The 15,558-nt window shown below is 69.7% G+C and carries 12 protein-coding genes and 1 tRNA gene; 7 read left to right on the top strand and 6 right to left on the bottom strand.

The window, feature by feature from the left end:
* Positions 1-30: 30 nt before the first annotated feature.
* The 3 genes from J1C73_RS22560 to J1C73_RS22550 all read left to right on the top strand — a co-directional run bounded on the left by J1C73_RS22560 (position 31) and on the right by J1C73_RS22550 (position 2,075).
* Positions 31-1,263, top strand: coding sequence for a helix-turn-helix domain-containing protein (locus J1C73_RS22560; protein WP_207318016.1), 1,233 nt, complete (start codon positions 31-33; stop codon positions 1,261-1,263).
* A gap of 10 nt (positions 1,264-1,273) precedes the next feature.
* Entirely contained in the window at positions 1,274-1,876 is a 603-nt protein-coding gene (gene orn, locus J1C73_RS22555; protein ID WP_123471525.1) for an oligoribonuclease, read from the top strand.
* A 126-nt stretch (positions 1,877-2,002) separates the two neighbouring features.
* Positions 2,003-2,075, top strand: a tRNA-His gene (locus J1C73_RS22550).
* 153 nt (positions 2,076-2,228) lie between these two features.
* Here the strand turns inward: J1C73_RS22550 and J1C73_RS22545 are convergent.
* The 5 genes from J1C73_RS22545 to J1C73_RS22525 all read right to left on the bottom strand — a co-directional run bounded on the left by J1C73_RS22545 (position 2,229) and on the right by J1C73_RS22525 (position 8,582).
* On the bottom strand, positions 2,229-3,260 hold the full coding sequence (locus tag J1C73_RS22545; RefSeq protein ID WP_124284083.1) for a LacI family DNA-binding transcriptional regulator: 1,032 nt from the start codon (positions 3,258-3,260) through the stop codon (positions 2,229-2,231).
* 292 nt (positions 3,261-3,552) lie between these two features.
* The gene (locus tag J1C73_RS22540) at positions 3,553-5,013 is read right to left on the bottom strand and encodes a GH1 family beta-glucosidase (RefSeq protein ID WP_207318015.1); all 1,461 of its coding nucleotides are present in this window, start codon (positions 5,011-5,013) and stop codon (positions 3,553-3,555) included.
* Positions 5,014-5,133: 120 nt separating this feature from the next.
* Entirely contained in the window at positions 5,134-6,054 is a 921-nt protein-coding gene (locus J1C73_RS22535; protein ID WP_207318014.1) for a carbohydrate ABC transporter permease, read from the bottom strand.
* Between the two features lie 15 nt (positions 6,055-6,069).
* Complete coding sequence (locus J1C73_RS22530) at positions 6,070-7,068, bottom strand: carbohydrate ABC transporter permease (RefSeq protein ID WP_207318013.1); 999 nt, start codon at positions 7,066-7,068, stop codon at positions 6,070-6,072.
* A gap of 188 nt (positions 7,069-7,256) precedes the next feature.
* Positions 7,257-8,582, bottom strand: a complete 1,326-nt coding sequence (locus tag J1C73_RS22525; protein WP_207318012.1) for an ABC transporter substrate-binding protein — start codon at positions 8,580-8,582, stop codon at positions 7,257-7,259.
* Between the two features lie 650 nt (positions 8,583-9,232).
* On the opposite strand from J1C73_RS22525, the gene aspT reads away from it, so the two are divergent.
* The 3 genes from aspT to J1C73_RS22510 are packed head-to-tail and all read left to right on the top strand — an operon-like array spanning position 9,233 to position 12,821.
* Entirely contained in the window at positions 9,233-10,909 is a 1,677-nt protein-coding gene (gene aspT, locus J1C73_RS22520; protein ID WP_207318011.1) for an aspartate-alanine antiporter, read from the top strand.
* The gene (locus J1C73_RS22515) at positions 10,910-11,143 is read left to right on the top strand and encodes a hypothetical protein (RefSeq protein WP_207318017.1); all 234 of its coding nucleotides are present in this window, start codon (positions 10,910-10,912) and stop codon (positions 11,141-11,143) included. It begins immediately after the preceding gene.
* A gap of 22 nt (positions 11,144-11,165) precedes the next feature.
* Positions 11,166-12,821 carry a bifunctional aspartate transaminase/aspartate 4-decarboxylase gene (locus tag J1C73_RS22510; protein WP_207318010.1) on the top strand — a complete coding sequence of 552 codons (1,656 nt, stop codon included), beginning with the start codon at positions 11,166-11,168 and terminating at the stop codon, positions 12,819-12,821.
* 7 nt (positions 12,822-12,828) lie between these two features.
* On the opposite strand, the gene J1C73_RS22505 is transcribed toward J1C73_RS22510, so the two are convergent.
* Complete coding sequence (locus J1C73_RS22505) at positions 12,829-13,521, bottom strand: FadR/GntR family transcriptional regulator (RefSeq protein ID WP_207318009.1); 693 nt, start codon at positions 13,519-13,521, stop codon at positions 12,829-12,831.
* A 174-nt stretch (positions 13,522-13,695) separates the two neighbouring features.
* Between J1C73_RS22505 and J1C73_RS22500 the strand changes: the two genes are divergently transcribed.
* Positions 13,696-15,459, top strand: coding sequence for a 2-isopropylmalate synthase (locus J1C73_RS22500; protein WP_242644546.1), 1,764 nt, complete (start codon positions 13,696-13,698; stop codon positions 15,457-15,459).
* The last annotated feature ends 99 nt before the right edge of the window (positions 15,460-15,558 follow it).

The raw sequence follows: 15,558 nt of genomic DNA, 5'->3' as shown, positions 1-15,558 counted from the left end.
GCTTAACTGAACGGTATTGGGCTTAGCGTCATGAGCCAGGACTCCGCCACCGCAACGGAGGCTGTACGGAAGCTGAGCGGGCGCCGGCGCCGAGAGGTCGTGGCCGTACTGCTGTTCAGCGGCGGCCCCATCTTCGAGAGCTCCATCCCGCTCTCCGTGTTCGGAATCGACCGCCAGGACGCGGGAGTTCCGCGATACCGGCTACTCGTGTGCAGCGGCGAAGAGGGACCGCTGCGCACCACAGGGGGACTCGAACTCACCGCGCCCTACGGGCTGGAGGCGATCAGCAGGGCCGGCACCGTCGTGGTGCCCGCCTGGCGCTCGATCACCTCGCCACCGCCCGTGGAGGCACTGGACGCGCTGCGCCGCGCCCACGAGGAGGGCGCCAGAATCGTCGGGCTGTGCACGGGGGCCTTCGTCCTCGCCGCGGCCGGACTGCTCGACGGCCGCCCGGCGACCACGCACTGGATGTACGCACCGACGCTGGCCAAGCGCTATCCGTCGGTCCACGTCGATCCGCGCGAACTGTTCGTCGACGACGGCGATGTGCTCACCTCCGCGGGCACGGCGGCCGGCATCGATCTCTGTCTGCACATAGTCCGCTCGGACCACGGCACGGAGGCCGCCGGGGCACTCGCCCGCCGGCTCGTCGTGCCGCCGCGGCGCAGTGGCGGCCAGGAGCGCTACCTCGACAGGTCTTTACCCGAGGAGATCGGCTCCGACCCGCTCGCCGAGGTCGTGGCCTGGGCGCTGGAGCATCTGCACGAGCAGTTCGACGTGGAGACGCTCGCCGCGCGCGCCTACATGAGCCGGCGGACCTTTGACCGGAGGTTCCGTTCGCTCACCGGCAGCGCGCCGCTCCAGTGGCTGATCACCCAGCGGGTGCTGCAGGCGCAGCGGCTGCTGGAGACGTCCGACTACTCGGTCGACGAGGTCGCGGGCCGCTGCGGCTTCCGCTCGCCGGTCGCGCTGCGCGGACACTTCCGGCGTCAGCTGGGCTCCTCCCCCGCCGCGTACCGGGCCGCCTACCGGGCCCGTCGCCCGCAGGGCGGAGGTCCTGAGCCGGTCGGCCAGGTCGCCGAGGTGGTGCCCGCCCAGGGCAGTCCCGCGGGCCGTCGTGCCGCCGCGGCGGCCGCTCCCGCGGGTCAGTCCGCCGCTGCCCCGGCAGCGCTGGACGCGGGCCGCGCCGAGCACGGGAGGCCGGGCTCCGACGCCTACGCGGCAGGGCGCCCGGCCCTGCCGGGGCAGCGGAGCGCCCCGTAGGGTGGGGCGCATGAACGACCGCATGGTGTGGATCGACTGCGAGATGACCGGGCTCTCGTTGACGGAAGACGCACTCATCGAGGTGGCCGCACTGGTCACCGACTCGGAGTTGAACGTGCTCGGCGACGGGGTGGACATCGTGATCCGCCCGCCGGACGCGGCCCTGGAGACCATGCCCGAGGTAGTGCGGCAGATGCACACCGCCTCGGGCCTGCTCGACGAGCTGGCCGGGGGCACCACCCTGGCCGACGCCGAGGAGAGGGTCCTGGCCTATGTGCGCGAGCACGTGAAGGAGCCCGGCAAGGCCCCGCTCTGCGGGAACACGGTCGGCACCGACCGCGGATTCCTGCTGCGGGACATGCCGTCGCTGGAGGGCTACCTCCACTACCGGATCGTCGATGTCTCCTCGGTCAAGGAACTGGCCCGCCGCTGGTTCCCGAGGGCGTATTTCAACAGTCCCGAAAAGAACGGCAACCACCGGGCGCTCGCGGACATCCGCGACTCCATCACCGAGCTGCGCTACTACCGCGAGGCGGTCTTCGTCCCGCAGCCGGGACCGGACTCGGAACGCGCGAAGTCGATCGCGGCGCGGCTGACCCCGCCCTCGGTCTAGCATCGTGGGAAGCTGCTGGTCACGGCCCTTCCGGGGGCCGGGACCGGCGGTTGAACAATGGAGGCGCGAGCACCCTCCAAGACCCTGTACACTTTTTCTCGGCCGGTCAGAAAAAGACCGGACGTGGTGGGTATAGCTCAGACGGTAGAGCACCTGGTTGTGGTCCAGGATGTCGCGGGTTCGAGTCCCGTTACTCACCCTGAATGATCAAGGGCTGGCCTGTGAAAACGGGTCAGCCCTTCTTCATGTCCCGTTCCTTGGGGACATCACGGAAACACGGGAAAGGCCCAGGTCCGGGACCGGGGCCTTTCCGTTTCCCGCGCCCCGCCGGAGGGCTACGGTGTGATGCTCGTCACGAGGAGTCGCGGACGATCAGTTCGGTGGGGAGCACGATCTGCGGCCGCTCGGCACTCTCGCCCGCGATCATGTCGAGGAGCACCCGGGTCATCGTGCGCCCCATCTCCTCGATCGGCTGCCGCACGCTCGTCAGCGCGGGGTCCATGTGACGGGCCACGGCCGAGTCGTCGAAGCCGATGAGGGCCACGTCGTCCGGGATGCGCCGGCCGGCCTCGCGCAGCACCTGGCGGGCGCCTGCGGCCATCAGGTCGGACGCGGCGAAGACCGCGTCCAGGTCCGGGCGGCGGGCGAGCAGCTCGCGCATGGCCCGCACGCCGCCCTCCTCGGAGAAGTCGGCGGGGGCGATCAGCCGCTCGTCCGGCTCCAGACCGGCCTCGGAGACTGCCTTGCGGTACCCGTCCAGGCGCCGCTGGGAGGCGTAGACGTCCAGTCGCCCGGTGATGGTGGCGATCGAGCGGCGGCCCCGGGAGGCGAGGTGCTCGACGGCGCCGCGAGCACCCTCGAAGTTGTCGGAGTCGACCGAGGGCAGCGGCTCCGTGGCGGACCTGCGGCCGTTCATCACCGCGGGCATGCCCAGTTGCTCCAACAGGTCGGGCAGCGGGTCGTCGGCGTGCACCGAGACCAGCAGCACGCCGTCCACGCGGTGCGCGGTCAGGTACTGGGCCAGCCTGCGGCGTTCGCGGTCACTGCCGACGAGGGTGAGCAGCAGCTGCATCTCGGTGTCGGCCAGGGCCGCGCCGACCCCGCGCACGATGTCGGAGAAGTAGGGCTCCGCGAAGAAGCGGCTCTCCGACTCCGGCACCACGAGCGCGATGGCGTCCGTACGGTTCCCGGCCAGGGCGCGGGCGGCGCGGTTGGGTACGTAGCCCAGCTCGGCGACGGCCGCCTCCACCGCCTCCCGGGTGTGCGCACTGACCCGCGGTGAGCCGTTGATGACCCGCGAGGCCGTGCCGCGGCCCACTCCCGCCCGTGCCGCGACTTCCTCTAGCGTGGGCCGGCCCCCGCTCCGTACTCGCGCTGCCGTCATGGCTGCCTCCCGTTCGCGGTCAATTTCTCACAGTCGGATAACCAAACCAAGTCCTGGTGTTGGCTCTCTTGACACTCGGCGGGACCGGTCGGCCGCTCCCCCGCCCTCATCGTGGGAGCGCTCCCACTCTACGCGCGTGGTCAAGCGGCGCGCGCGAGCCGGGGTGCGGCCTCGTGCGGCCGGCATCCGGACATGACTGAGACCCGGCGCGGGGCCGGGTCTCAGGGGTGGCACCTGCTCGGACGATTCCGGTGAACCCCCGCCAGATCAGCTGGAGTTGACCGGTCTCACCTCAGGAAGGGCCGGTCGGCGGCAGGGCGTGGCGGCGGATCACGTCGGCGTACCAGTGGGCACTCGCCTTGGGAATGCGGCGCTGGGAGGCGTAGTCGACGTACACGGTGCCGAAGCGCTTCGAGTAGCCGTACGCCCACTCGAAGTTATCCATCAGCGACCACAGGAAGTAGCCCCGGACGTCGGCGCCGTCGGCCACCGCGCGCTGCACCGCGTCGAGGTGCCCGTGCAGGTACGCGATCCGCTCGGGGTCCTCCACCCGGCCCTCGGGCGAGACGTAGTCGTCGAAGGCCGCACCGTTCTCGGTGACCATCAGCGGCACCTCCGGGTGGTCCCGGCTGGTGTCCATGAGCAGGTTGTACAGCCCGTCCGGGTCGATCGCCCAGTTCATCGCGGTGCGCTGCTTGCCCTCCGAGAGGTGGAAGGCGACGTGCTCGGAGCCGGGCCACGGGGAGTAGTCGCTGGCGCCGTGCCCGTCGTCGCGAGTACTGCCCGCGCCCTTCTCGGGGGTGGAGACCAGCGTCGGCGTGTAGTAGTTGACGCCGAGGACGTCGATCGGGCCGGAGATGGCGGCCAGGTCGCCGTCGTGGACCAGCGTCGACCAGTCCACCAGGTGCCTGGTGTCGGCGATCAGGTCCTCGGGGTACTCGCCGCGCAGCATCGGACCGGTGAAGATCCGGTTGCCCACCGCGTCGATCCGGCGGGCGGCGTCGGCGTCGGCCGCGCTCGCGGTGAGCGGGCGGACCTGGTGGAGGTTGAGGGTGACCGAGGTCTGCGCGGCAGCGGGGAGTTGACCGCGCAGAACCTCGATCGCCCGGCCGTGGGCGAGATTGAGGTGATGGGCCGCCCGCAGGGCGGAGGCGGGCTCGGTGCGGCCGGGAGCGTGCACGCCGGAGCCGTATCCGAGGAAGGCCGAGCACCAGGGCTCGTTGAAGGTGGTCCACGTCCCGACGCGGTCCCCGAGGGCGCCCGCCATGATCGCGGCGTAGTCGGCGAACCGGTCCGAGGTCACCCGCTGCGGCCAGCCGCCGGCGTCCTCCAGCTCCTGGGGCAGGTCCCAGTGATAGAGGGTGGCGACCGGGGTGATGCCGGCTTCGAGCAGCTCGTCGACGAGCTTGCGGTAGAAGTCCAGCCCGCGTTCGACGGCGGGGCCGCGCCCGGTGGGCTGCACCCGGGACCAGGAGATGGAGAAGCGGTACGCCTTCAGCCCGAGCCGCTTCATGAGCGCCACGTCGTCGCGGTACAGGTGGTAGTGATCGGCGGCGATGTCTCCGGTGTCGCCGTTGCGGACCTTGCCCGGCGTACGGCTGAAGGTGTCCCAGATGGAGGGGGTGCGGCCGTCCTCGGCCGCGGCGCCCTCGACCTGGTAGGCGGCGGTGGCCGCCCCCCAGACGAAGCCTGTCGGAAATCTCGTTGCCTCGGGCGCCTGCTTCGGGGCGATGTCAGGTCGTACAGCAGTCATGCGGGAGCGCTCCCAGGAGTGGACGGACAGGGGCGGGGAAAGGTGGAACTCCGGAACCCGTACGGCCCGCGGTCAGGTGCGGGCCGTACGGGGCTTCCGGAAGCGGTCATTGACGAGGGGTCAGCCCTTGACGGCGCCGGACATGATCCCGCCGACGATCCGCTTGCCGAAGAGCACGAACACCGCGAGCAGCGGCAGCGTGCTGATCAGCGCGCCTGCCATCACGATGCTCTGGTCGGGGGTGTAGGAGGCACTCAGCTGGCCGAGGGCCACCTGGAGCGTGGGGTTCTGCTGGTTCAGTGCGAGGTAGGGCCAGAAGAAGTCGTTCCACGCCTGGACGAAGGTGAGCATGCCGAGCACCATCATCGCGGGGCGGGCCACCGGGAGCACGATGCTCAGCACGACGCGGAAGTTGTTCGCGCCGTCGATCTTGGCGGCCTCGATGAGTTCGTACGGGAGTGCCTCGCTCAGGTACTGCCGCATGAAGAACACGCCGAACGCGCTCACCAGGGTCGGGAAGATCACCGACTCCAGGCTTCCGCCCCAGCCGAGGTCGGACATCAGCATGAACAGCGGGACGACGCTGAGCTGCGGCGGGATGGTCAGGGTCGCGATGACTCCGGTCATCAGCGCGCCGCGGCCGCGGAACCGCATCTTGGCGAAGGCGTAGCCGGCCAGGGTGCAGAAGAAGAGCGTCGCCACCGTGATGCAGGAGGAGACGATGAAGCTGTTGACGATCGCCTTGCCCAGATGGGCCTGGTTCCAGGCGGCGTCGAGGTTGTGCATCAGCCGTCCGCCGGGCAGGAACGGCGGGGTGCTGGCCAGTACTTCGTCCTGGGTGTGGGACGCGGCCACCAGGGTCCAGTACAGCGGGAGCAGCGAGCCGATGCCGACGACGGCCAGTGCGATGTAGGCGAACGGGCCGCCCTTCAGCTGCTGGCCCGCGCCGGGCCTGAAGCGGCCGGCGCGCTTCGGTGCGCGGTGCACGGCAGGTGCCGGGAGGACGGACCCCGGAGCTTGGGTGGGGCTGGTGATGGTCATGGATATCGCTCCCGGTCAGACCGCGGATGTGCGTACGAAGCGGCCGAAGAGCCAGTTGACCGCGGCGATGATCAGCAGGAGCGCGAGCATCGCCCAGGCCACTGCGGCGGCCGGACCGAGATGCCCCAGGTTCCAGCCGTAGTTGTAGAGGTAGACGCTGAGGGTCTCGTACTGATGCTCGTTCCCGCCGATCGCTCCGAGCGTGCCGCCCTCCAGGAGCAGGGGTTCACCGAACAGCTGCATGGAGCCGATGGTCGAGATGACGATCGTGAAGAGGATCGTGGGCCGCAGCGAGGGGATGGTCACCTTGCGGAACTGCTGCCAGCGGGAGGCTCCGTCGAGCGAGGCGGCCTCGTACAGATCGGTCGGCACGGCCTGCATGGCCGCCAGGTAGATCAGGGTGTTGTAGCCGGTCCAGCGCCAGATCACGATGACCGAGATGGCGATCTTGGAAGTCCAGTGCCCGTTGGCCCAGTTGGTGTGGCCGAGGCCGATGAAGTGCAGTGCCCAGTTCAGCAGGCCGCCGTCGGCCCGGAAGACGAGGGCGAAGACGAGGGCCGCGGAGGCCACCGAGGTGGCGTACGGGGTGAGGATGACCGTCCGCCAGAAGGTGCTGGCGCGCAGCTTGTAGTTCAGCAGATGGGCCAGGCCGAGCGCGACCAGCAGCTGCGGGACCGTCGACATGACACCGATCAGGAAGGTGTTGCTGACGGCGGTCCAGAACTCCGCGTCGTGCAGGATCCTGTCGAAGTTGGCCCAGCCGACCCACTCCATCCGGTCCAGGCCGGTCATCTCCACCCGGTGCAGGGCGATCCAGCCCGTGTAGATCAGCGGGTAGAGCCCGAAGGCGCCGAAGACGAGGAAGAACGGGGCTATGTAGGCGTACGGCGATGCCTTGTCGTCGAAGCGCCAGAGCCGGCTCCGCCACGTCTGCCGACGGGCGTTCACCGGTTTGTGCGGGGAGCCGCCGGGCGGCGGGGTGTGTGCATCCCGGGTGGGAGTCGAGGTGGCCACGGGCGGGAGTCCTTCCCTGGATTGCTTGGTTACCCGGGTACGGGGGCGTTGCACGCGGTGGGCTTCCGCGGGGCGGCCGGGGAGGTACCCGGTCGCCCCGTGCAAGCCCGCCGGGAGACGGGCCGGGCCGGCGCGGGATGGGGACACGCAGGTGCGGGCGGCCCGGGGGCCGCCCGCTGCTGCGACCGTCAGCCGATCGCCTTGTCGATCGCCTCCGTCGCCGCCTTCCATGCCTTGTCGGGGCTCGTGCCGCGCTGCTCCATGTTGTTGATCTGGGTGGAGATGGTGTCCTTGATGACGGCGTCCTTCGGGCCGAGAACCGTCTCGGGGATGGACTTGGCCTCGTCGGCGTAGATCTGGCCGATCGGGGCGTCGTTGAAGTACGGGAGCTTCGCGTTCTTCACGTCGGGCAGGTCGTACGCGCCCTTGTTGGACGGGAAGCTGCCGATCGCCTTGAAGACGGCGGCCTGCTGCTCGGGGGCGGTCAGCCACTTGACGAGCTTGCTGGCCTCGGCGACGTGCTTGCCGGCGGTCGGCACACCGAGGAAGGAGCCGCCCCAGTTGGCCGCGGTTTCGCCGGGCGCCGTGGTGATGTCCCACTTGCCCTTGTTGGCGTCACCGGCCGCGATCGAGATCTGACCGGCCATCCAGGCGGGGCAGGCCACGGTGGCCATGGTGCTCTTGCGCAGCGCGGCCTTCCAGGGGTCACCGAACTGGGCGAGGCCCTGGGTCAGCTTCTTGTCCGCGGCCTCGGCCGACAGGTCCCAGCCCTGCTTGACGCTGGCGCTGTCCTTGTAGACCGGCCGGCCGCTCTCGTCGTAGTACTGCTTCGCGTTCGAGCTGACGACGGCGTTGTACATGGCGCTCGCGGAGTCCATGAAGTACGTGCCCGCGGGCGCCTTCTTCTTGTACTCCTCACCGAGCTTGAGGTAGTCCTCCCAGCCCCCGGCGATCTTGGCGGCGACGTCCTTGCGGTCGGTCGGCAGGCCGGCCTTCCTGAACAGCTCGGTGTTGTAGCAGAGCGACATCGGGCCGATGTCGGTACCCGCGCCGATCACCTTGCCGTCCTTGGTGGTGGCCTGCTTCTCCTTCCAGGACACCCACTCGTTGACGTCGATCACCTTGCTCAGGTCGGCGAACTGGTCCGCCTTGGTGTCGGCGAGCTCCTTGACCCGGCCGACCTCGATGCCCTGGACGTCGGCCAGTCCGCTGCCCGCACTCAGCTGCTGGAGCAGCTTCGGGTAGTAGTTCTTCTCTTCGGCGGTGGTGTCTTCCTTGACCGTGATGTTGGGGTTCAGCTCGTGGTACTTGGCGAAGAGGCCGGCTTCCTTGTAGCCGAACTGCCCGAAGTCGGCGACGGTCAGCGTGATCTTCCCGTTCGCATCGGAGCTCGTGTCCGATGAGTCCGAGTCGCTGCTGCAGCCGGTCAGCAGGAGGGCCGAGGCTGTCAGGCCCGTGGTGACCAGAACCGCGGCTCTGCGGCTTCGGCCGGCGACGGTGCGGGTGATACGCATTCCACTACTCCTTGTTCCAGGGTGGGACTGGCGTTCTGACTGCGTGGCATACGCGCTGGTGGGTGCGGGTGCCAGGTGGTTCAGGGGGGAGGACACGGGCAGTGCCGTTCGCACGAGAAATCCTCATGCAATGTGGGAGCGCTCCCATGCGTCGATGTCGGAAGGTTCCTGCCTGGGAGGGGTGGGTGTCAAGACTTGAAGACGCTTCCGTTGCGCGAGCGTGTCCTGCAAGTCACGAGACCGTGTCCGGCCAAAGGCTTGCCAAAGCGCGCGGACCAGGAAACCGGAGCAGACGACTCCCGAATCCCCGCAGGTGAGGGCGGTGTTGGGAGTGGATCACCGGGGCAGCGGCGGGAAGCCGCCCCCATCGGACCGGATTTCCGGAGCGGTCCGAAAACCGCCTCCCTCACCCGCGGCCGGACCGCAGGAGCCCAACGGAAGGTGAACGGGACACCGCACCACAGGGGCGGCCGGGACCACTCGCGCGTTCTTTCCCCGAATCCGACGAGGCGCTCAAGCGCACACACAGCCACCGGCAGGGGGTCCGGAATACGGACAACTGACCGGAAATGCCTGGCACCTCACGGCCTGTTAAATTCTCCACTATTTACCTATTGACCCTTTATGTTCGCTTGGGTGGGTGAGGCCGGATGGGAGTCGTCCGCGACCATCCCGAACTCGCACTCTTCCTCTGTCTGTCCCTCGGCTATCTCCTGGGCAGGATCCGCGTCGGCCCGATCACCCTCGGCGGCATCTGCGGGACGCTGATCGTCGCGCTGCTGATCGGCACCCGGCACGTCAGCGTCAACGACGACGTCAAGACCGTCTTCTTCGCGCTGTTCATCTTCTCGCTGGGCTATCTGGCCGGTCCGCAGTTCTTCGCCAACCTCAACCGCAAGAGCCTGCGCTTCTTCGCCCTCTGCCTCGTCGAACTGGTCTGTGTGCTCGGCATCGCCTTCGGCCTCGCCAAGGCGTTCGACCTCGACGTGGGGACCGCTTCGGGCATCCTGGCGGGCGCGGCGACCGAGTCCGCCGTCGTCGGTACGGCCACCGAGGCCATCGCCAAGCTCGACGGCCTGAGCCCGAGCCAGATCACCCAGTACCAGGGGCATGTCGCCACCGCGTACACCGTCTGCTACCTCTTCGGCCTGATCACCATCGTGCTGTTCACCAGCCAGATCATGCCGATGCTGCTGCGCATCAACCTCGCGGACGCCTCGCGCGAACTGTGGGAGAAGATGCGCGGCGGGGTCCGCGGCCTGGAGGAGGACGAGCGGGAGGCGCTGCCGCGGACGGTGGGCCGCACCTTCCTGGTGACGCTGGCGGACGGCCGCCTGATCGGCGAGCTGGAGGCCTCGCTGGGCGGCGCCGTCACGGTCGAGGGCGTCAAGCGCGGCAGCAAGGTGCTCGACCCCGCACCCGAGCTGGAGCTGATCCTGAGCGACCTGGTCCAGGTCGTCGGGCGGCGCGCCGCGATCATCACGGCCGGCCGCGAGATCGGCCCGGAGACACCGGCGGTACCGGGCCTGGACACTCCGCTGGCCACCCGTCAGGTCGCGGTGACCGAGAAGGCCACCGCCGGGTCGACCATCGCCCAGCTGGAGCAGACCCATCCCGAGTTCCGCAAGGACGGCGTCTACATCACCGATGTCCTGCGCAACGACCAGCATCTGCCCGCCTCGGCCGAGACCACGGTCCAGCGCGGCGACGTACTGACCCTGGTCGGTGCCCGGGCCGGGCTCGACCGGCTCGTCGCGAAGATCGGCGCGGTCGTCAAGAACGACACGACCGACTACATCTACCTCGGACTCGGCATCGTGGCCGGCTCACTGCTCGGCCAGATCGTCGTGCGGATCGGCGACATCCCGCTGTCGCTCGGCACCGGCGGCGGCTGCCTGGTCACCGGGCTGCTCCTCGGCTGGTTCCGCTCCCGCAGGCAGACCTTCGGGGCCTTCCCGCCGCAGGCCGCGAACACCCTCAAGGACCTGGGCCTGGCCATCTTCATCGCCTGCACCGGTCTGACCGCCGGACCGCAGGCCTGGCCGCTGCTGAAGGAGTACGGCGCGCTGCTGCCGTTCGCCGGCATCGCCATGGTGCTGATCCCCGCGTCCATCTCACTGATCATCGGGGTGAAGCTCCTGCGGATCGAGAAACCGCTGCTGATCGGGGCCATCGCGGGGCAGCAGTGCTCGACCCCGGCGATCACCTCCATCACCCAGGTGGCGCAGAGCTCCGTACCGCTGCTCGGCTACACGATCACGTACGCGCTCTCGAACTTCCTGCTACCACTCACCGGCCCCATCCTCGTCGGCGTCCTGGGGGCCTGAATGATCGACTTCCTCAACCGCAACATCTTCACGCCCCATCCCGAGCTGCTGGTCTTCCTGGTCGTCGCGCTCGGCTTCCTGATCGGGAGGATCCGCTACCGGGCCATCGCGCTCGGCGCGGTGACGGGCTGTCTGGTCGCCACCGCCCCCACGCTCGGCTACACGATCCCGTACGCCGTCGGCCATGTGCTGCTGACCGTGTGGGGCGCCGTGATCGTGATCCTCAACCACTGAACCAGAACACGGGAGCGCAGACATGCCCAAGGCCACCCTCAGCCGCGCCGAGATCCGGTCGTTCGCCCGGCTCAGCCCGTTCGAGCTGAAGGACAAGTTCATCAGCATCGCCCAGGCCGAGCAGAGCGGCAAACCCGGCCAGAAGGGCAAGGCGATGCGGGCCATGCTCAACGCGGGCCGCGGCAACCCGAACTGGATCGCCACCGGCCCCCGGGAGGCGTACCACGCGCTCGGCTACTTCGCGCTCGCCGAGTCCCGGCGGGTCTGGACGGCCGACAACCTGGGCGGGATGCCCGAGGAGGCCGGCTGCGCGGAGCGCTTCGCCTCCTTCGTCCGCACGCATCCGGATCTGCCCGGGGTCGAGCTGCTCAAGGCGAGCGTCGATCTGGCGGTCAAGCGGTTCGGCTTCGTGCCGGACGCGTTCGTCCACGAGCTGGCGGACTCCTCGATCGGCGACAACTACCCGGTGCCGGGACGGATCCTGACGCATGTGGAGCAGGTCGTGCGCGGGTACGTGGCCGACGAGATGTTCGACCACCGGCCGCCGGAGGGGCAGCGGCTGAGCCTGTTCGCGACCGAGGGCGGCACGGCGGCGATGTGCTACATCTTCGACTCGCTGATGAAGAACGAAATCCTGCGCAAGGGTGACCGGATCGCGCTGATGGTGCCGGTGTTCACGCCGTACCTGGAGATTCCCGAGCTCGACACGTACGACTTCGACGTCGTCCGCGTCGAGGCGAACCTGTTCACCGAGACCGGTGTGCGCCAGTGGCGCTACCCGCCGGAGGAGATCGCCAAGCTGGCCGACCCCTCGGTGAGGCTGGTCTGCTGCGTCAACCCGAGCAACCCGCCGTCCCTCGCGCTCGCGCCGCAGGTCACCGAGCAGATCATGTCGATCGTCGCGGACCGGAACCCGAACCTGATCGTGGTGACGGACGACGTCTACGGGACCTTCGTCGAGGACTTCCGCTCCCTCGCCGCCGACCTGCCGCGCAACACTCTGCTCGTGTACTCCTACTCCAAGCACTACGGCGCCACCGGCTGGCGGCTCGGCGTCATCGGGCTGCACGACGACAACGTCATCGACGACATGCTGCGGGCGCAGGGCGCCGCGGAGAAGGCGCGCCTGAACAGCCGCTACGGGACGCTGTCCCTGGAGCCGGAGACGATCCGGTTCATCGACCGGCTGGTCGCGGACTCCCGGCAGGTGGCGCTGAACCACACGGCGGGCCTCTCGCTGCCGCAGCAGGTGATGATGACGCTCTTCTCGCTGTTCGACATGCTGGACGAGGGCCAGGCGTACAAGGCCCGGATTCGCTCGATCGTGCGGCAGCGCCTCGAACTCCTGCTGGAGGGCGCCCACATGAAGATCTCGGAGGACCCCAAGCGGGCCTCGTACTACATCGAACTCGACCTGCTGGCCGAGGCGGAGCGCACCCTGGGCAAGGAGTTCGCCGACTATCTGGAGCAGAACTACGAGCCCGTCGACCGGCTGTTCCGGCTGGCCGAGCAGACGTCCGTGGTGCTGCTGAACGGGGGCGGCTTCGACGGCCCCGAGTGGTCGGTCCGGGTCTCGCTGGCCAATCTGGACGACCTGGACTATCTGAAGATCGGGCACCAGCTGCGGGCGGTCTTCGACGAGTACGCGCAGGAGTGGCGGGAATCGGGGGCGGTCTAGGGGCCGGTCAGGTGGCGCGCAGCCGGGCCAGGGTCTGTTCCAGCCCGGCCTCGGCGGCCCGGCCCGCCGCTTCCGCGTCGCCCGCCACGACCGCCGTGACCAGCGCCCGGTGTGCCGCGTCACCGTGGTGCGGTTCGTCGCGGCGCAGGCCGGTCAGCTCCACCAGGTCGATGAGCGCCTGCCGCAGCGCGGGGGCGAACTCCCCGAAGAGGTCGCTGAGTACGGGGTTGTGGGCGGCCGCCACCACAGCCCGGTGCAGGGCGATGTCCGCGTCCACGAACCCGTCGTCCGGGCCTGCGCCCGCTGCCCGCCGTGCCGTGAGCGCCGTGTCCAGGGCGGCCAGGTCCTCGTCGGTGCGGCGCCGGGCGGCCAGCCGGGCGGCCTGGACCTCGATCAGCATGCGCACCTCGTAGACGTCGGCGACCGCGGCCCGGCGCAGCCGGACCGGCCAGTCCTCGGTCGCGTGGTCGGCGATGACGAAGACGCCGGCCCCCTGGCGGGACTGGAGCAGGCCGAGCGCGGCGAGTGTGCGCACCGCCTCACGGACGGTGGAGCGGCCCACGCCCAGCGTCTTGGCGAGGGTGGTCTCGCCGGGGATCTTCGTACCGACCGGCCAGTGCCCCTCGGTGATCTGCGCGCGCAGATGGCTCGTGGCCTGTTCGACCAGAGGGCTGGGGCGGAGTGGACCGAGCGAGGACACGCATTCACCTGTCAGGTTGTCTGAGGACTTGTTTTCTGGCTACTGTACCGGTCATGACGTACCGCGGTCTCCTTCTTCTCGGCTGCCGCGGCGGGGCCTGAAGCGATCGGCACCCCGCCGCGGGGTGCCGTGCTGTGCCGGTCGCATCCGGCGATGCGAGAAGAGACCGCGTTCATGTCCGACCGTCTGTCACCGATGCACAGCTTCCCCACGATCTGCACGCCGCGCGGGCCGGTACCCGAGGCCGCGCCCCACTGGAACCGGCAACGCTCCAGCTCGATGCCGTCGTACCGCTACCGTTCCGCCTTCGACCGCGTCGAGATCCCGCTGACCGGGCGCAGCTGGCCGCAGGCCCGGATCGAGCGCCCCCCGCTCTGGGTGCCCGTCGATCTGCGGGACGGCAACCAGGCGCTGGCCGAACCGATGGACACCCCGCGCAAGCGCCGGATGTTCGATCTGCTGGTCGCGATGGGCTTCAAGGAGATCGAGGTCGGCTACCCGTCCGCGAGCCGCACCGACTTCGACTTCGTCCGGCACCTGGCCCGGAGCGGGGCCGTGCCGGACGACGTGACGGTGGTCGTCTTCACCCCGGCCAAGGCGGATCTGATCGAGCGGACCTTCGAGTCCGTCGCGGGGATGGACCGCGTGGTCGTCCATCTGTACATCCCGACCGCACCCGTCTGGCGGGACGTCGTCCTGGGCCGCGACCGGGCCGAGGTGCACGGTGTGGTGCTGGACGCCGCGCGGCAGATGGAGCGGCTGGCGCGGGCGAGGCCCGCCGCGGACATCCGGTTCGAGTTCTCGCCCGAGGTCTTCGTCCTCACCGAGCCGGACTACGTCCTGGAGCTCTGCAACAGCCTCACCGCGCTCTGGGACGCCTCACCGGACCGGCCGGTGATCCACAACCTGCCGGCCACGGTGGAGATCGCGACGCCCAACGTGTACGCCGACCAGATCGAGTACATGCACCGCCACCTGGACCGGCGCGACTCGGTGATCCTCTCCGTCCACCCGCACAACGACCGCGGTACGGGGGTGGCGTGCGCGGAGCTCGCGGTGCTGGCGGGGGCGCAGCGGGTGGAGGGCTGCCTGTTCGGCAACGGGGAGCGCACCGGCAATGTCGACCTGGTCAATCTGGCGCTGAACCTGCACGCCCAGGGCGTCGACCCGATGATCGACTTCTCGGACATCGACGAGATCCGCCGCACCGTGGAGCACTGCAACCGGCTGCCGGTGCCGCCGCGCCATCCCTACGGCGGCGACCTGGTGTACACCGCGTTCTCCGGCACCCATCAGGACGCGATCAGCAAGGGCTTCGCACACCACGCGAGCAGCGGCTCCGAGGTGTGGTCGGTGCCGTATCTGCCGATCGATCCGGCGGATGTGGGGCGTAGTTACGAGGCCGTCATCCGGGTCAACAGCCAGTCCGGCAAGGGTGGCATCGCCCATCTGCTGCGCAGCAACCACGGTGTGGACCTGCCGGCCCGGATGCGGGCGGACTTCTCCCGTACGGTGCAGACCGCGACGGACGACAGCGGTCTGGAGGCCACCTCGAAGGATCTGTGGGAGCTGTTCGAGGCGACGTACCTGGTCCCCGGGCGGGACGGGGCGATCGCCCTGACGTCCTGGTCGGCGGAGCACGATCCGGCCGGTGGCCACCGGTTCGTCTGCACGCTGCGGGTGGACGGCCGCGAGGGCGACTACGAGGGCACGGGCAGCGGCACGGTGTCCGCGTTCACGGAAGCGCTGGCGGCCGCGGGAGTGGAGGTCACGATCCTCGACTACTCGGAGCACGGGGCGGATGCGGCGTGGTCCACGGTGACGTCGTACGCGGAGTGCCGGGTCGGCGGTGAGGTGCGCTGGGGGGCGGGCCAGGACGCGTCCGCCCTCGCGGCGTCGGTGGCGGCGGTGCTGTCCGCGGTGAACCGGGCCCAGTAGCCCCGCGGCCGCTGTCCTCGATCGCCGGACGGGCCGGCTGTGCCGCGCGACCGCGGACGCCGGGGGAAGGGGGCGCACCCCGGCGTCCGCGGTCGCGCG

Source organism: Streptomyces laculatispora, from assembly GCF_017353455.1.
Lineage (GTDB): Bacteria > Actinomycetota > Actinomycetes > Streptomycetales > Streptomycetaceae > Streptomyces > Streptomyces laculatispora.
The sequence above is the reverse complement of the archived record's forward strand: the minus strand, read 5'-3'. Positions and strand labels throughout refer to the sequence as shown.